The organism is Acidithiobacillus ferrooxidans ATCC 23270 (genome assembly GCF_000021485.1).
GTDB lineage: Bacteria > Pseudomonadota > Gammaproteobacteria > Acidithiobacillales > Acidithiobacillaceae > Acidithiobacillus > Acidithiobacillus ferrooxidans.
In genome coordinates, this window is record NC_011761.1 from 544,854 (window position 1) to 561,908 (window position 17,055).

17 protein-coding genes are annotated in these 17,055 nt (G+C 60.8%); 12 read left to right on the forward strand and 5 right to left on the reverse strand.

Features of this window, described 5'->3' with window-relative positions; all coding sequences use genetic code 11:
- Positions 1 to 339 precede the first annotated feature (339 nt).
- From AFE_RS02880 to AFE_RS02915, 8 genes are read left to right on the forward strand one after another with little or no spacing between them, the layout of a single operon-like run.
- Positions 340 to 678, forward strand: coding sequence for a hypothetical protein (locus tag AFE_RS02880; protein WP_009568923.1), 339 nt, complete (start codon positions 340 to 342; stop codon positions 676 to 678).
- Positions 678 to 2,096, forward strand: a complete 1,419-nt coding sequence (locus tag AFE_RS02885; RefSeq protein ID WP_012536236.1) for a glycosyltransferase family protein — start codon at positions 678 to 680, stop codon at positions 2,094 to 2,096. Before AFE_RS02880 ends, AFE_RS02885 begins: the two co-directional genes overlap by 1 nt.
- On the forward strand, positions 2,093 to 3,355 hold the full coding sequence (locus AFE_RS02890; protein WP_012536237.1) for a glycosyltransferase: 1,263 nt from the start codon (positions 2,093 to 2,095) through the stop codon (positions 3,353 to 3,355). Before AFE_RS02885 ends, AFE_RS02890 begins: the two co-directional genes overlap by 4 nt.
- A complete protein-coding gene (locus tag AFE_RS02895; RefSeq protein WP_012536238.1) occupies positions 3,352 to 4,596 on the forward strand; it encodes a glycosyltransferase family 4 protein in 1,245 nt (414 codons plus the stop codon). Before AFE_RS02890 ends, AFE_RS02895 begins: the two co-directional genes overlap by 4 nt.
- Before the next feature lie 11 nt (positions 4,597 to 4,607).
- The gene (locus tag AFE_RS02900) at positions 4,608 to 6,425 is read left to right on the forward strand and encodes an ABC transporter ATP-binding protein (protein WP_226834132.1); all 1,818 of its coding nucleotides are present in this window, start codon (positions 4,608 to 4,610) and stop codon (positions 6,423 to 6,425) included.
- Positions 6,422 to 7,726, forward strand: coding sequence for a UDP-glucose dehydrogenase family protein (locus tag AFE_RS02905; RefSeq protein ID WP_009562662.1), 1,305 nt, complete (start codon positions 6,422 to 6,424; stop codon positions 7,724 to 7,726). The genes AFE_RS02900 and AFE_RS02905 overlap by 4 nt, the downstream gene beginning before the upstream one ends.
- Before the next feature lie 40 nt (positions 7,727 to 7,766).
- Positions 7,767 to 8,609 carry a hypothetical protein gene (locus tag AFE_RS02910; RefSeq protein WP_012536240.1) on the forward strand — a complete coding sequence of 281 codons (843 nt, stop codon included), beginning with the start codon at positions 7,767 to 7,769 and terminating at the stop codon, positions 8,607 to 8,609.
- Between the two features lie 11 nt (positions 8,610 to 8,620).
- The gene (locus AFE_RS02915) at positions 8,621 to 9,289 is read left to right on the forward strand and encodes a histidine phosphatase family protein (RefSeq protein ID WP_009562658.1); all 669 of its coding nucleotides are present in this window, start codon (positions 8,621 to 8,623) and stop codon (positions 9,287 to 9,289) included.
- Here AFE_RS02915 and AFE_RS02920 read toward each other — a convergent pair.
- Together AFE_RS02920 and AFE_RS02925 are read right to left on the reverse strand one after the other, a co-directional pair.
- A complete protein-coding gene (locus AFE_RS02920; protein ID WP_009562656.1) occupies positions 9,266 to 10,051 on the reverse strand; it encodes a hypothetical protein in 786 nt (261 codons plus the stop codon). The genes AFE_RS02915 and AFE_RS02920 overlap by 24 nt on opposite strands.
- 165 nt (positions 10,052 to 10,216) lie before the next feature.
- Positions 10,217 to 11,029 carry a helix-turn-helix transcriptional regulator gene (locus AFE_RS02925; RefSeq protein WP_012536241.1) on the reverse strand — a complete coding sequence of 271 codons (813 nt, stop codon included), beginning with the start codon at positions 11,027 to 11,029 and terminating at the stop codon, positions 10,217 to 10,219.
- Between the two features lie 131 nt (positions 11,030 to 11,160).
- On the opposite strand from AFE_RS02925, the gene AFE_RS02930 reads away from it, so the two are divergent.
- The 4 genes from AFE_RS02930 (at position 11,161) to AFE_RS02945 (ending at position 14,493) form a co-directional block, all read left to right on the forward strand.
- Entirely contained in the window at positions 11,161 to 11,925 is a 765-nt protein-coding gene (locus AFE_RS02930) for a class I SAM-dependent methyltransferase (protein WP_012536242.1), read from the forward strand.
- 49 nt (positions 11,926 to 11,974) lie between these two features.
- Entirely contained in the window at positions 11,975 to 13,387 is a 1,413-nt protein-coding gene (gene leuC, locus AFE_RS02935; RefSeq protein ID WP_012536243.1) for a 3-isopropylmalate dehydratase large subunit, read from the forward strand.
- A gap of 147 nt (positions 13,388 to 13,534) precedes the next feature.
- A complete protein-coding gene (gene leuD, locus AFE_RS02940) occupies positions 13,535 to 14,158 on the forward strand; it encodes a 3-isopropylmalate dehydratase small subunit (RefSeq protein WP_009562654.1) in 624 nt (207 codons plus the stop codon).
- A gap of 20 nt (positions 14,159 to 14,178) precedes the next feature.
- Positions 14,179 to 14,493, forward strand: coding sequence for a hypothetical protein (locus tag AFE_RS02945; RefSeq protein ID WP_012536244.1), 315 nt, complete (start codon positions 14,179 to 14,181; stop codon positions 14,491 to 14,493).
- Positions 14,494 to 14,509: 16 nt separating this feature from the next.
- On the opposite strand, the gene pdxH is transcribed toward AFE_RS02945, so the two are convergent.
- The 3 genes from pdxH to AFE_RS02960 are packed head-to-tail and all read right to left on the reverse strand — an operon-like array spanning position 14,510 to position 16,599.
- Entirely contained in the window at positions 14,510 to 15,166 is a 657-nt protein-coding gene (gene pdxH / locus AFE_RS02950; protein ID WP_012536245.1) for a pyridoxamine 5'-phosphate oxidase, read from the reverse strand.
- A gap of 31 nt (positions 15,167 to 15,197) precedes the next feature.
- A complete protein-coding gene (gene rpiA, locus AFE_RS02955; RefSeq protein WP_009560936.1) occupies positions 15,198 to 15,857 on the reverse strand; it encodes a ribose-5-phosphate isomerase RpiA in 660 nt (219 codons plus the stop codon).
- Entirely contained in the window at positions 15,847 to 16,599 is a 753-nt protein-coding gene (locus AFE_RS02960; protein WP_012536246.1) for a type 1 glutamine amidotransferase domain-containing protein, read from the reverse strand. Before AFE_RS02960 ends, rpiA begins: the two co-directional genes overlap by 11 nt.
- Positions 16,600 to 17,055: the final 456 nt, after the last annotated feature.

The window sequence follows — 17,055 nt, forward strand, 5'->3', positions numbered from 1 at the left end:
TCACGTTCAGCATAGCATGTAGTGGTATATATTCCCACTCATGCGTAGATTGTTTGACGTGGTAGAAAATCCCACTATATTGATCATACGGCAGCGGAATGCCGATGTCGACCAGCCACCGGAAAGGAAGACGTCACGTATCAGACACCTCTATACAGGAATTCGATGGCCGGGCGGTGCGTTGCCCGGGAGCGGTCTGTAACCAGGGTCGGAGAACGGCGCGAGTGTCCGGCTTGAGCCTGGGTGATTGTTGACAGTGGGAAAAATTACCACTAATCTTGTTTCAAGTGTCGCGATCGGTAGCATTTCCCAACCATGGAGAGAGGCAAGGAGGGTGTTATGACAACCACTTATGAACAACAACGAGTTCTACACGACGAATCTTCCCTTATGCTAGGGGCCTGGCAGTTTTCACCCGAGATGAAGCAGGTGAGGGATGTCGACGCTACTGTCGGCACTATTTGCGGCCATCACAGCCCGCACGCGGTGCGCATCTTTCTTGACGGCGCCTGGACGACGTTCTGTATGGATTGCTGGCGCAGGAATCGCCGTTCCTACCGCCGTCCGGACGGCTTGTTGGCGCAGACCGAATCTTCCGCTGAACAAGTCTCACCAACGGCGATTCGGAAAACCTTCAGCAAGCCTTTTCTCCAATCGCTCCGTTCAGGAGGGCGGTGATGAAACCCCTCATACAGCCGGGAATGGAGCGATACCGCCGCCTGCCCGGTGCGCAGGCGGCGGGTCCCATGCCCACTAGCCAACGCTACGCGGACCGGGAAAGCCGGCAGAACCTGATGTTTGCCGGTGATTCCCCTTCCTCCCCCGGGACTTTCGCAGCAACGGGGCAGCCGATAACCCCGGGCGCCTTGCACCAGTGGTCCGCCGCAAAGCATGAGCGGTCGGCGCGACGAGTACTCCTCTATTCTCATGACACCTTCGGACTTGGCCATTTACGGCGGAATCTGGCCATTGTCGAGCATCTCATGCAGCGTAAACCGCCTTTTTCCGGGATGCTGCTGACCGGTTCCCCCATGGCCGGTTCCTGGCCGATGCCGATCGGCCTGGAGGTACGAGCCATCCCTCCCGTCATCAAGGTTGGTGCCGAGGAATATGCGGCCAGGGATCTTTCCTCCAGCTTCGAGATGGTCAAGGCACAACGCGAGGCGGCGATTCTGGACGCCATTGCCTCCTACCGGCCCGACTTCTTCCTGGTCGATCATGCCCCGGCGGGAATGAAAGGGGAGCTTTTGTCGGCACTGCGGTTCATCCGCGAGGAGATGCCGGCGACTCGCACCGTGTTGGGGTTGAGAGATGTCATCGACAGCCCTGAGACCGTGCGCCAGGTTTGGCAGGCACAAGGCATCTACGAGTTGCTGGAAAGGGAATATGACCAGATCCTGGTTTACGGCAGTCGCCACCTGTTCGACGTGGTGAGTGCCTATAAGCTTTCACCGAAGGTGGCGGCCAAAGTGCGCTACTGCGGTTATGTCGCCCGCACGGGCCTGCACGGTGTTCCGGACGTGCTGATGGCACCGTCGGGTTTGCCGGTGGTTCTCGTTACCGTCGGCGGCGGCGGCGATGGGTATGCCTTGATTGATGCCTATCTTGAGGCCTTGCGTCGGATTCCACAGAACACGGTACACAGCATCGTCGTTCCCGGGCCGCTCATGCCGCCGGACCAGTATCAGACGCTGGCCGGGATTGCTGCTCAGCGCCAGGACATCCAGATTATCCCCTATACCACCGAACTCGTGGGCTTGCTGCACATTGCCGATCTGGTGGTGGCGATGGGAGGGTACAACACCACCGCCGAGATCCTCGCCGCCAGGAAGTCGGCCATCCTGGTGCCACGCTCGACCCCGCGCATGGAGCAATGGCTTCGCGCAACGACGTTGAGCCAGCTCGGGCTCGTGTGGATGATCCAGCCCGAGGAAGACCTGGTCGACCGACTGGTGGAGCTGGTGCCGGCCGCCGTTGCCGGCGACCGTCCGCCTGGAAAGCCATGGGATACCGTGGACCTGGGGGGCGTTCATCGTGTTGCCGAGGTACTGGAAGAGATGCTCCATCCCGGCGCGAGCACGGAGGTATCCCTATGACGGCGACAACCCCGACGGTAGGCTACGTACTGAAGCGTTATCCGCGCCTTTCGGAAACTTTCATTCTCAACGAAATGCGCGCACTGGAGCGTCTGGGTACCCCCCTGCACATCTTTTCGCTTCTGCGGCCCGAGGACGCCCCGCGGCATCCCACGGTTTCGGAGGTCCGGGCGACCGTGACGTATCTTCCCCTTACTTGGCCCCGGATCATATTTGCGGTTGCCAGGGGCCATGCCGTCGTGGCGGCCCGGGCACCGCTGCGCTACCTGCATGCCACCGGGCTCGCATTGTGGTGGTCCATCCGCACCCGTCGGCCACTGAGCGTCGGGAAACAGTTCCTGCGTTCCGGTTATGTAGCGCATGGTTGTCTGCAAAACAACATTCAACACCTCCATGCCCACTTCGCCAATGCACCCGCCACGGTCGCTCGCCTGGCCGGGGTCATGTGCAATATTCCCTACAGCTTCACAACGCACGCCAAGGATCTCTACCTGACCCCCCAGGAGGCCATGCGCCGACGGATCAAGTCGGCGCATTTCGTTCTCACCTGCACCCGCTACAATGTCGAATACCTGCGCGGTTTTCTGCCGCGCCAGGACTGGGACAAAATCCATCTCGTCTACCACGGTATCGATCTTGCGGCCTTTCCTCAGGGTGAGTCTTTTGCGGATTTTCCGCTGGGGGAAAATGCCGATCTGCCCTTGATCCTTTCAGTGGGTCGCCTCGTCCCCAAAAAAGGGATGCGGGACTTGGTTACCGCTTGCCACCTGCTGCACAGCCGAGGGATTGCCTTTCGTTGTGTCATCATCGGTGAAGGCCCGTTGCGCCAGGAACTGGAGAGCCACGTCGCCGAGCTGGGCCTGACGGCTATGGTAACCCTGCCGGGTGCCATGGCTCACGACCGCCTCCTGGCATTTTACGGACAAGCAACCGTTTTCGCTCTCGCCCCCCATGTAACGGAAGACGGAGACCGGGACGGCATCCCCAACGTTCTTGCGGAAGCCATGGCGGCTGGCACGCCCGTGGTCTCAACCGCGGTTTCGGGTATCCCCGAATTGATCGAAGACGGCCGTACCGGGCTGCTGGTGCCGCCGCGGGACCCGGTGGTGTTGGCCGACACCTTGGAACGGGTGCTTGTCGACGCGCCGCTACGGCGCCGCCTCGCGGCGGCGAGCCGGGGCAAGATAGAGGAGCGCTTCGAATGCTGGGAGACCGCCAAGGCCCTGCGCGCCCTATTCGTGCAGAGTGTGCAGCCATGAATATCGTATACCTGTGCGCGGATCGCGGTATCCCCGTCCTCGGGGACAAGGGGGCGTCGGTGCATGTTCGGGAATTTACCACCGCGCTCGCACGCGCCGGGCACGAGGTCACGCTACTCTGCGCCACGCAGGGAAAGGGGAATCCTTACCCACCGGCGCGGCTGATCGAGTTGCCGCCCGACGCCGATCCCACAGAGATCCGTAGCGAGGGGGAACGGCTGGGAATCGGGCAGGGGGAATATGACCAGACTATGCGCCGGGAGGTGGACAAGCTGATCTGCGACCGCCGGCTCGCGGTTCGCGCCCTGGATGCCTTGGACGCGGCAGGTGTGCGGCCGGACGCGCTCTATGAGCGTTATGCGCTCTTCCATCGCTCCGGCGGTGACCTCGCCAGCGCCCTGAGGGTGCCTTACGTGCTGGAAGTCAATGCGCCTCTGGTCTACGAACAGGAGCGTTTCCGGGGATTACGGTTGAAGGCCATGGCGGAGGAGGCGGAAGTCACGGCCTTCCAGCGGGCCGACCATATCGTGGCCGTGTCGGAGGCCGTTCGTGAGCACGTGCTGTCCCGGCAGGTGCCGGTGAATCACGTGACGGTGTTACCCAACGGGGTGGATATCAGCCGTTTCCATCCGCAAGTGGATGGACAGGGGATTCGCACACGCCTCGGGCTCGATGGACGACCGGTCATCGGCTTCGTGGGCAGCCTGAAGCCCTGGCATGGCCTGGATTTCCTGCTCGACGCCTTTATGCTGGTCAGCCGACAGTCGCCGGAGGCAGTGCTGTTGGTAGTGGGTGAAGGTCCCGGCAGTGCCGCCCTCCAGTCCCGTGCGATGGAAAATGGTTTCGCCGGCAAGGTCATCATGACCGGGCGTGTACCCCATGAAGATATCCCCGGCTACCTCGCTGCCATGGACCTTACGGTAGCTCCCTACCTCCCCCAGAACGGGTTCTATTTCTCGCCCCTCAAAGTGGTGGAATCGCTGGCGGTCGGACGGCCCGTGGTGGCGCCTCGAATCGGCCAGTTACCCAGCCTGATCGAGGATGGCGTAACCGGTTTGCTCTTCCCGCCGGGGGATCTTGCGGCCTGTGTCGGCTGCATCCTCACCATGCTGAACGGGCCGTCGCAGCGGCGGGCCATGGGCTACCGTGCCGGCGAGGCGGCAGAAGGGATCCTCGGCTGGGGCAGAACCGCCCGGCAGGTGACGGATATCATTGCCGCCCTGCGATCCGGGCCGATATGATGAACGCGGCCATGGACCAGCGGCAATCCTCCTTCTCCCTTTGGGATCTGCGTCGGTTTCTGCGCCCGCACTGGGCGGCGCTGTCCGGTGCTGCTCTGGCCATGACGGCGCGGGCCATGGTGTTGCTGGTCATTCCCTGGCCCTTGAAATTCGTCATCGACAGCGTGATTTCCCAGAAACCTCTGCCTGTCTGGCTTGCCGGTTTCCTGCCGGATCCCCTCAGCCATCGCGTGGCGCTGCTGGATGTCCTGGGGATTGTCATGCTCCTGTTCGCCGTGGCCGACTCTGCGCTGGCCTACGCCGGGGGCCGCCTGCTGTTGCGTGTGGGACAACGCGCTGTTTTCGACATCCGACGCAGCCTCTTCGCCCATCTGCAGCGACTTTCGCTGGCTTTTCATCGACGTCAGAAGAGCGGGGACCTCATGGCCCGGCTCGGCGGCGATATTCAGACCCTTCAGGACTTTGTCGTGTCGGTGGGAACGGGGCTCTTTGCCCACCTGCTCACCATCATCGGCATGGCCGGGATCATGCTCGCCATTGACTGGCGCTACGCCCTGGTCGTGATAGCATCCGTCCCCTTGCTGCTGGCGATCACCCAGCGTCACACGCGGCGCCTCAAGCAGGCGTTCCGCCTGGCGCGGCGGAAAGAAGGCGAATTGTGGAGCATGGCGCAGGAAAGCATCGCCGGCATCCCGGTCGTCCAGGCGTATGGCCGGGAATCCTTTGAGGAAAACCGTTTTCGTGAACGCGCCGAACGGAGCCTGGATGCGGCACTGGAAGCCAACGAACTGCAAATGCGTTTTACCCCCCTGGTGGGCGGCCTGGTGGCCGCGGCCGTGGGGATAGCTGTCTGGTACGGCGCCTCCCAGGTGTTGGCCGGACGCATCACGACGGGCGAATTGCTGGTTTTTCTCGCCTATCTGCGCGGCATGGCGGCGCCTCTGCGTCAGTTCGCCAAGATGGCCGGAACCGTCAGTAAGGCGACGGTAGCAGCCGAACGCCTCGGGGATATCTTCGCCGAAGAACCCGATATCCGGGATGCCCCGAACGCCGTGCCTCTGCCATCCTGTACCGGTGCGCTGGAATTTCGCTCCGTTTCCTTTGGTTACCAGACCGGTGAACCGGTGCTGAAGGAGATCTCCTTCGGTGTGGATTCCGGCCGGACGGTGGCCCTGGTGGGCACTACGGGCGCCGGCAAAAGCACGCTGGTGAGCCTCATTCCCCGCTTCCACGATCCCGTGGAAGGGCGGGTACTGCTGGATGGACGAGATCTACGCGATCTGAAAGTCGCCTCTGTCCGCGACCAAATAGCCCTGGTTCTGCAGGAACCGCTCCTCTTTCACGGCACCATCTGGGAGAACATCGCCTATGGTCGCGCTGGTGCGGGGCGCGAAGAAGCCATTGCCGCAGCGCTGGCGGTTGGCCTCCATGACCTCATCGGAGGCCTGCGCGATGGCTACGATACCATGGTCGGAGAGCGGGGGGCATCGCTGTCCGGCGGGCAGCGGCAATGTGTCTCCATTGCCCGGGCCATGTTGCGGGACGCGCCTATCGTCATCCTCGACGAGCCTACCAGCGGGCTGGATACCTTCTCCGAGCGTCGCGTGCTGGAAGCATTGAATCGCCTCACCACTGGCCGTACCACCCTGGTCATCGCCCACCGTCTGGCGACTATCGCCGCCGCCGACCGAATACTGGTTCTCGAACACGGCCGCATCATTCAGGACGGCACCCATGAGCAGCTTCTCGCGCAAGGGGGCCAATATGCCCGACTCTGGCAGCAGGGTTACTACCAATCATCCATGAGCATCACGCAGGAGGCAGTATGAAGCACATCGTAGTCATTGGTGTCGGGTATGTAGGGTTGACGACTGCGGCCTTCCTGGCCGAGTTAGGGCACCACGTCACAGGAGTGGACATGGACGAAGGGAAGATCGTCCTGCTGCGTCAGGGCCGGATTCCCTTCATTGAACCAGAGCTTCCCGAACTGGTGGAGCGGAACGTCCGGGCCGGTCGCCTCAATTTCACCACCTCTTGCCAGAAAGCCATGCCGCATGCAGATATGGCCTTCATCTGCGTCGGCACGCCACCGACTCCCAGCGGACATGCCGACATGAGTCAGGTGGAAGAAGCCGCCCGGCAGGTTGCCCTCGCGGCGACGCAGCCCCTTATCGTCGTCCTCAAGAGCACCACCCCTCCCGGCGGAAATGCTGAGCGCGTGGCCGCCATCCTGGCAAGCCATCTGTCGCCGGGAATGGATGCCCCGCTGGTCGTCAACCCCGAATTTCTCCGCGAAGGATCGGCGGTATATGACACCTTCCACCCGGATCGTGCCGTGATCGGTGCCTGGGACAGCGCGGCTGCAGAAGAAGTGGCGGCGTTGTATGCCCCCCTGCGCTGCCCCGTTCTCCTGACGGACCCGGCCAGCGCCCAACTCACCAAATATGCCTCCAACGCCTTCCTGGCCACCAAGATCTCTTTCATCAACGAGATATCCCGTATTGCCGAGCGGGTAGGGGCCAATATCCATGCCATTGCCCAAGGCATGGGGTTCGACGAGCGCATTGGCGCCGAATTCCTGGAGTCCGGCCTTGGCTACGGGGGCTCCTGCTTCCCCAAGGACGTCCTGGCCCTGTCCGCCATTGCGGAACAGCAGGGGTATTATTCGCAATTTCTGCATGCGGTCACGGACATCAATGCCGGCCAGTGCAGTCTCGCCGTCGAGAAACTCGGTGACGCACTGGGGGGGTTCCACGGCAAGGCGGTATGCGTTCTCGGGCTGGCTTTCAAACCACAGACCGACGACGTGCGCGAGTCACCCGCCTTATCCGTGATTTCCATGCTTTGCCGGCAGGGCGCTGTTGTCCAGGCCTATGACCCGGCCGCCATGTCTACCGCGCAAAAAGTGCTGCCACCCCATGCTGCCCTGGAATATTGCGCCGATGCCTATGCTGCGGCGCTGGGTTGTCATGCCGTCCTGATCGCCACCAACTGGCCGGAATTTCGCAGCCTCGACTGGTCGCACATCCATTCTTCGATGGCGGGTAAGGCGGTCATGGACGGTCGTGGTTTGCTTTCACCGGATGAGATGCGCGGCATGGGGTTCGAATATCTGGCCTTCGCCAACTAGGCACATACCGGCGTTATCATACACAGGAGAGGCTCAGCCCATGCGTATCCGCCGTAGGAAACTCTCGGTCCTGATCATGCTGGTCGTCTGTTACGCGGGATGGGGCCAGTCCGCGTATGCCCAACCCTGGATTCCCCCCGCGGGGTCCGGGAAAATCAAGGCCACGGTGAGATTTTATCACTCCGACCGCCTCTTCCCGCAGACTTCATTCAGCAGTACCACTACCCCAACTCATTCAAAGCTTTCGGAGACGCAATTCCGTATCGACGGTGAGCAAGGGATCGGGCAGGGTTGGGCACTGGTTTACCAACTGCGCGCCGCCCTGCTCACCAAATCCAAACCGAAGGCGTCCTATTCCTCAGGAGGGTTGCAGGATCAACAGATTGGCGTCTCCTATGGATTGCGACAGCATGCGCACTTCGCCGACGCCATTACCGTCAACGCGATCATTCCCACCGGGCGGACATCGACCATCCCCCAGCTCGGGACCGGCGCTCTGGCCGTCGAACCGGATTACGAAGTGGGAGTGGAACATAATTTCGGGTCCCGGGTGGCCTACGCCGGTCTTTCCGTCGGTCCGCGTATCTACGTCAGGGATGGCGTGACGCAGCTACGAGCCTCGGCGGTGGTGGGTGTCGGTCTCATCCGGCGCCTCACCCTCATCGGTACCCTGTTTTTTTCCAAAACGCTGGCCAGTAACGCGCTTGCGGTCAGTACGACCCCCAACGCCTCGGAATTCTACAATATATTGCGCGGTGGTGTCGGACTCGAATACGCCGTTACCAAAAACGTGCGGCCGGTCATCGCCTACCAGGTGGATCTGGCGGGTCAGAGCATCCATGCCGGCAGCAGGCTGGTGGCCGGTGTTTCCTGGCGTTATTAAAAGCCCCGGCCATGGAGACCATCCTGTTTTTATTGCGGCACGGTGAGACCGAATGGAATCGCAGCGGACGTTATCAGGGCCGTAGCGACCCGGAACTCACGCCCAACGGTGAGGCGCAGGCGCAAAGGGCTGCGGAACACCTTGCGCGCCTGAACCTCGCCGCCATTGTGGTTAGTCCACTGAGGCGGGCGTATGTCACTGCAAGTATCGTTGCAGAACGCCTGGGCCTACCCATCACCACGGATGAGCGGCTGGTGGAGATGGGCTACGGCGACTGGGAAGGCTTGCAGCAAGCGGAGATCAAGACGCGGTGGCCAGAGTTGTTGCGCCGCTGGAAAAAGGCCCCCGACGAGGTGGCCCCTCCGGGTGGGGAGTCCCTCTCCGATCTTCAGCGCCGCGTACGCTCTTTTCTCCAGGACACCGCCGCAGGACCTGGACCGATCCTCGCCGTTACCCATGCCGGGGTGATCCGGGCCGCGGTCCTTGAAATCCGGCGCGAACCGCTTGGCAAATTCCGCCAAGTGCAAGTCGCGAATGGCTCCCTCACTACCATCCATTGGCAGGACGGCCGCCTCTGTCTCGCCGATGGTCCGTGGGTCGGCGAAGGTAGTATTTATTCAAGAATCTGCACGGATCCAGAAAGATCCAGAGACCAGTTAAAAGACGATCTGAGCGCCTAGGCCAACACCGTAGTTCGCGCTGCCGTTGGACAATCCTTTGTCTGCGTAGAGTTGAATACCACTACCTGCGCGCGTGACATTGTAATTCCAGGCAAAAACGATGTCTGCCGGACCCGCATAACCGGGCTGCTCGGATTCGGAACCAGAAAACATCGCTGTAAGGATGTTGCGCGGCGTGGCAACAAAGCTGGAGCCCATATCATAGGTCCAGATATTGTGCAGATTACCGCCAGCCGGATTGCCCACGAAACGGTAGCCCAGATGGGCGAATGGAAAGATGCGGGTGCCAATCGTCTCGTCCAGACCTACACCGATCTCGTAATCGTTGCGCCCGGTGCCCAATCCATTGGTGGCCGAGGCCGTACCAAGCTTGACCTTGGCATAGGGCACCACTGCGGGCAAAAGACCGGTTCTCTGGTAAACCGTGTAGTGTGCGGATAACCAGATGTCACCCAGACCGCTCGCGCTATTTTGGGTTTGTGTCGTGCCAGGGCGGTGAACAATACCCCCACCCGTAAGCCGCGCCCCCTGGGGCAATCCGGAAACGGAGATGTAGGGAACCATCAACTTGAGACGCAGATCCCGATTTCGAAACTGGAAATAGGTGGCATCGTAAAAAATGTTGATATGACTGCCCGTTCCGAAAGTCCCCTGGTAGTACGAAGGCACATTGCCCAAAGTGAAACGGGGAGCCGCATGCGCAACTGTCACTACTGCCCACGAGGACAGAATGCCCATTCCTACCAATGATCGAAACCGCATGCAATCCTCCTGTTCCTCTGAAATTGGGTGCGAATGAGTCATCTGGAAATCAATTTTTGAACATGCGGGAATTATGCCCACAAGTTTGGCAAGGAACAAGAATTGGTCCTGTGGGGCGCAGAGGGCGCACTGCGACAAAGCCGGTGCGCCAGAAATCGCTGGTCCCTATTCCGGCAGCAGGATGACCAGCTTGAAATCGGTGCTGGTGGCTGGCAATAACGTGCTCTGCTCATAGACCACCTGCCCGTGCTGAGGATGCTGGAAAACCCGCCTGCCACCCTCCCGTTCGACGACGTCCTGTGCAGCCCAGAGCTGAGCAAAAATCGGACTGTTTTGCTGAAGGTGCTCGATTTGGCGGGCCATTTGCGGATCGTCCAGGTGCTTGCCCACATCCGCGCGGAATTCCGCGATGATCCGCCGGGTACGGCCTTCCCAGTCGGCGACAAAACTGCGCGCCGTGGGATTCAGCAGGAGGAATTCCAGCAAGTTAGGGGGAGGGTTGCCCGGTGCAGGGGGTTGGTCCATCCAGCCGACAAAATGCGCCGCCGCAGCCGTGTTCCAGGCGATCGCATTCCAATAGCGATCCAGTACATAGGCAGGTGTGTCCAGGGCTTGCACGATCCGCAGTACGGTATGCGGGGGCTGGGTATGGGCTTTGTCGGCAGTGGGATCAGCGCGGCCGGCCAGATCGAACAGGTAGGCGCGCTCCGCTTCGGAGAGTTGCAGCGTTTGACTCAGGCGATCCAGCACGGCAGTGGAGGGCTGTACGGGGCGGCCTTGCTCTATCCAGGTAACCCAGGTGCTGCTGATTCCACAGAGGAGGGCCAGTTCCTCACGGCGCAAACCCTGAGTGCGTCGTCGTCCCTGTGTGCTGAGGCCGGCCTGCTGCGGAGTGACTTTTCCACGGTGACGGCGGATGAAGTCGCCGAGAAGGGGCGCGTTGCCAGTCACTATCTTGACCGGCAGTCTGGTTTCCATGCTTTTCTCCTGGATGCAATACAAGTGCTTATGGTAGAAAATATACCAGTATAAATTGTCATATTGTACCAGTTTAACAAGAATCGTAGGATGCATTCATGCCGTTAAATACGACAGTGTAAGGATTGATCATGGACCAACAAAAATTGGTAGATGCACAGTTTGGTGTCGCCGCAATGGATTACCTGCAGAGCCCCACCCATGCGCAGGGGGCTGATCTGCAGCGGTTGCGTGCGTTGGCTGATGGTCAGCGCGATTGGCGGGTGCTGGACCTCGGTTGCGGTGCCGGACACGCGAGCTATGCGCTGGCTGGCGAAGTCATGGAGGTAACGGCTTATGATCTCTCGGCTGAGATGCTGCTGGTGGTGGCGGCCGAGGCGCAGCGGCGCAAGCTGGCGAATGTGCGGACGCAGCAAGGCGTGGCGGAAATTTTGCCTTTCGCCGATGCCTGCTTTGATCTGGTGGTGACCCGCTTCTCGGCGCACCACTGGGCGGATGTGCCGCGTGCCCTGAAGGAAGTGCGGCGGGTGCTCCAACCGGAGGGCAGACTGGTGGTGATCGATGTTATCGCACCGGAAACGCCGCTGCTGGATACCCTGCTGCAAAGCGTCGAAGTCTTGCGGGATGCCTCCCATGTGCGCGATTATCGACGCTCTGAGTGGGAAGACATGCTGGTCCGGGCGGGTTTCGTTGTCAGCGACCATCAGGCCTGGAAATTGCCTTTGCGCTTTGAGAGTTGGATTGCGCGCATGCGGACCCCGGAGCTGCGGGTCACCGCGATCCGCAGTCTGTGCGCGCATGCCGCCACCGAGGTGCGGGACTATTTCGCCATTCAGCCGAACAACGACTGTGCCATAGATGCGGCCTGGATAGAGGCGGTATCCCCGTCCGCCTGACGCGGACCGTCGGTGGACCGGGAACGACAATTTTCTGAGGAGACAAGTGGTGTCTGCAAAAACGCTCTACGATAAATTATGGGAAAGCCATGTGGTCCATACGGAGCAGGACGGCGGAGTGTTGCTCTATATCGACCGTCAATTGTTGCACGAAGTGACCAGCCCGCAGGCCTTTTCCGGGCTGCGGGCGGCGGGCCGCAAGGCGTGGCGCATTGATGCCAATATCGCAACGGCCGACCACAACGTGCCGACCACTGATCGCGCCGCAGGGATTGCCGACGCCACCTCGCGCTTGCAGGTGGATACCCTCGACCGGAACTGTGCGGAGTTTGGCATCGAAGAATTTGGTATGCACGATAAGCGTCAGGGCATTGTTCACGTCATTGCACCGGAACAGGGCCTGACCCTGCCGGGCATGACGGTGGTCTGTGGCGACTCCCACACGGCGACCCATGGGGCGTTGGGGGCGCTGGCCTTCGGGATCGGCACCACCGAAGTGGAGCACGTGCTGGCGACCCAGTGCCTGTGGGCGCGCAAATCCAGATCCATGCGCATCTGGGTGGAGGGTGAGCTGGGCAATGGGGTGACCGCGAAAGATCTGGTGCTGGCCATCATCGGGCGAATCGGCACGGCGGGTGGCACTGGCTACGCCATCGAGTTTGCCGGACCTGCGGTGCATGCGCTGTCGGTTGAAGGCCGTATGACCCTGTGCAATATGGCCATTGAAGCGGGTGCGCGCTCGGGCATGGTGGGTGTGGATGCCGTCACCATCGATTATCTCCGTGGCCGCCCCTATGCCCCGGTCGGCAAGATCTGGGATCAGGCGGTTGCGGTCTGGGGCGAACTCCACAGCGACCCTGATGCGCAGTTTGACGCAGAGATTCGTCTGGAGGCCACGGATGTGGCCCCCCAGGTCACCTGGGGCACCAGCCCGGAGATGGTGGTGGATATTTCTGCGCGGGTCCCCGATCCTGCACTGGAAAAGGACCCGGTGCGGCGCAAGGGCTGGAGTGATGCACTGGCTTACATGGATCTGGCGGCCGCAACACCCATTTCTTCGATAGCGCTGGACAAGGTATTCATCGGCTCCTGCACCAATGCCCGCATTGAAGACTTGCGGGCGGCGGCGGCGGTTGCCAGAGGCCATCACAAGGCTGCGTCGGTCAAGGCGGTGCTGGTAGTGCCGGGCTCCGGTCTGGTCAAGGCGCAGGCGGAAGCCGAAGGCCTGGACCGCATCTTCCGGGATGCCGGTTTTGAATGGCGGGAGCCAGGCTGCTCCATGTGTCTGGCCATGAACGCCGACCGCCTGGAGCCGGGGGAGCGTTGCGCGAGCACCAGTAATCGCAATTTTGAAGGGCGTCAGGGCGCTGGAGGACGGACCCACCTGGTGAGCCCCGCCATGGCCGCAGCGGCTGCCATTGCCGGCCATTTTGTGGATGTGCGTGACTGGATCATGCACTAAAAAGCGCGCGCGGTCCTGGTTACTGCGCCTCGCCTTGGGCTTGTGCAGTCTGGGCATGGTGGAGATCGGTGTTTTTGCGGCAACCCGTGGCTGGTCAGCAGAATGTGCGGCCATGGAGTATGTCATACAGCGTCGGATGGAGAGATAATGGAAGCCTTTACCGTAGTAGAAGCGGTGGTTGCGCCGCTGGATCGTCCCAACGTGGACACCGATGCAATTATCCCCAAGCAATTCCTCAAGACCATCGAGCGCAAGGGGCTGGGTAAACACCTCTTTGACGCCTGGCGTTATCTGGAACGGGATGGAAAGCAGGTAAACAACCCGGATTTCGTGCTCAATCAGCCCGCCTATGCGGGTGCACAGATCCTGTTGGCTCGGGAGAACTTCGGCTGTGGTTCCAGCCGTGAACATGCACCCTGGGCCTTGGCGGATTACGGCTTTCGGGCAGTGATTGCCCCGAGTTTCGCCGATATTTTCGCCAATAATTGCGTACAGAATGGCATCCTGCTGGTACGCTTGCCCATGGATGTGGTGGATCATCTCTTCCATGAAGTGGCGGCGAACCCCGGCTACCGTCTGCGCATCGACCTGCCCGCACAGGAGGTACAGACCATGGGCGATAGCCGCTACGCCTTCCCCATGGATGCGGGCCACAAGCATAAACTGATGCACGGTCTGGATGACATTCAGCTCACTCTGCAGCGGGACAACGCTATCCGGGTCTATGAGGCACGGCGACGGCAAACGGCACCTTGGTTATTTCGCGATTGAAGGCTCAGGAGCAGGAAAACATGGTTCAGGAATCACCGATAGCGGAAGAGAACGGTTTGCCACCTCTGTGTTCAGGTGCGGTCATCGTGGAGGGTATGACCAAACGGGGTAAGCCGTGCAGGTTGATCGACAATACCGCCTCGGCACCCCGGGAGGAGTTGGTGGCACTGCTCAACGACCTCATCGAGCAGGAGCACTTCGGGCCCTCGGGATTGAGTGTGGCGGGGGGTAACACGATCCGCATCGGTGCCCCGCAGTCCGCCCATGTGCAACTGGGGGAGCACATCTACCGGATGATCGTGGTGGACTACGCGGCGCAGCTGGAGTCATTTTAGCGCCGCGTCGCTTTCTTCAGGGCATCAGCCGCTGAATCACCCACGCGCCGCCGGTGTCGGCCGGGCGGCTGTAACGGAAACGGTCGTGCAACCGGCTGCGGCGTCCCTGCCAGAACTCGAAGTGTTCCGGCTGCAGACGGTAGCCGCCCCAGGCGGGGTTGCGCGGGACGTCCCCGGCGGGATAACGGGCCCGTAAGGCCGCTACGCGCTGCTCCAGTGCAGCGCGACTGGCGATGGGCTGACTCTGCTCGGAAGCGGCAGCGGCAAAGCGGCTGCCTTCGGGACGTTGCTGAAAATAGGCATCCGCCTCGACATCGCTGAGTTTTTCGACGGTGCCGTCCACCCGCACCTGCCGGTCATTTTCCGGCCAGTAAAATACTACGGCTGCCTGCGGGTTGGCCGCCAGTTGCCGTCCCATGGGGCTGCGCTGATCGGTGTACCAGCACAGACCGCTTTCATCAAAATGCTTGAGAAGCACGATTCGCACGTCAGGATGCCCCTCCGCGTCGCTTGTCGCCAGTGCCATGGCTGTCGCATCAAAGTTGTGTGCCGCGATCGCTGCCGCCAGCCAGTCGGAAAACTGATGAAACGGATCGGGATTCAGATCCTTGCGATGCAGTTCGCTGTGCACATAGTCTCGGCGGGTACTGCGGTGATCTATTTCGCCTTCCATACTCTCCCTCCATTCAGGATGCCGCTGGCGCTTATGCCTTGCGTTCGATGACGCCGCCCGCGCTGCCAAACAGCATCACATCCGCACGCCGATGGGCAAAGATGCCATTATCCAGCACCCCCGGGATCGCATTGATGGTTTCTTCCATCCGCAACGGATCGGAGAAATCGAGTCCGGTGACGTCGAGGATGACATTGCCGTTGTCCGTGGTGATACCGCTGCGCAGGGTGGGGCTGCCACCGATCTTCACCAGTTGCCGGGCGACAAAGCTGCGGGCAAAAGGAATCACTTCCACAGGGAGGGGGAATTTGCCGAGCATGGGTCTATCCTTGCTGTCATCCGCAATACACACGAACAGTCGGGCGGCACTGGCGACGATCTTTTCGCGGGTAAGGGCACCGCCGCCGCCCTTGATGAGGCGGAAATGCGGGTCGGCCTCGTCAGCGCCGTCAATATAGACCGGAATATCGCCCGTGGCATTCAGTTCGAGCACATTGAGGCCCTGTGCCTTGAGGCGGTTTTCGGTAGCGATGCTGGACGCGACGTAGCCGTCCACATGAATCTTGGCAGCGCCCAATGCTTCGATGAAGAAGTTGGTGGTGGAGCCAGTGCCCACCCCGACGACCATGCCGGGCTGGATATAGCGCAGAGCGGCTTCGGCCGCCATTTTTTTGAGTGCGTCAGTATTCATGTGCTTTTCCTTTATGTGTTGGGGTGGAGGTGAGGCGTTGTATGAAAGCATGGGTAAGTGCGGCCCCAGAGGCCGGATTCTGGCCGCTGAGGATGAGGTGGTCCGTGACCACATGGCTTTGCCACGGAACGCCGACGCTGACCAGGAAGCCTTCCTGCCGGAGCCGGTCTTCGAGGGTATAAGGCCAACGCCCGGCCAGCGCTGTTGCCGATTCTTCCGCCGCACTGAAGCAGGTTACCCGTTGCCCCAGGAAAGGCGAACGGTCCGCCCCACCGCAGGTGGCGAGGAGTGCTGCGCTGCCGTGGCAGAGGGTGGCGACGGGCTTTGCCGTCGCTAGGCAGTAGCGCAGCAGGCGATCCATCGCCGGTGCCCGGCAGAGGTCCATGAGCGGCCCATTGCCGCCGGGAATGAAAACACCGGCCAAGGCGTCCAGGTCCTCGCCCGTCAGCGCATTCAAATCGGCAGGTGTGGTTAAGTCCGTGATCTGCGCCACGGCGTCGCATAACCGGGCGGCCTTGCGGGTATCGCCCCCAAGAGCGGCGGGCTCGAGACTCTCGGCATCGACCGACGGCCGCACCCCGCCCGGAGTGGCGACGTGCGTTTGCCATCCTGCTTCGCGCAGTATCTGCCAGGGTGTCACCAGCTCTTCGGCCCAGAATCCGGTAGCAACCTCGGTGCCGTCATCGAGGCGAAGACGTTGCGCCGCGCTGAGCAGAATAAGGACGGAAGGCCGGGTAGTCATGGCCAGAGTTTAGCATGGCCAGCAGGCAAGAAAAGGGCGACTTCCGCCGGGGCGTCCGCTGTTTTGGCGCAGAAATGCGCAGATACGGAGGACCCGGCTTTGTCCGTACAGTCCTGGCCATCATCGGATTTTCGATTGCAGGAGGACGGAGCGGATATTTTCGGGGAAACAAGTGCCGTTCTGCAGGCAAATGGAGCATGGTTTTTTACGCTAAAAATACTCACAGATGGTTTTATATTTTTAAAAATTAGCCGGGGGAAATTGATCCGTGATCTGCCTGGATAGAATATTACACTATACTAATAAGTAAATATACGGTTTTCACTAGTGTTATATTTCATGAGCGAACATTAACCAACCATTTGTTCCACAGATGGTTTTCAGATGCGTCTTAATAAGATAAAGGTAATATTATGATTTATCTTTTGGGCGCACGCACATCACTAATACTATTTA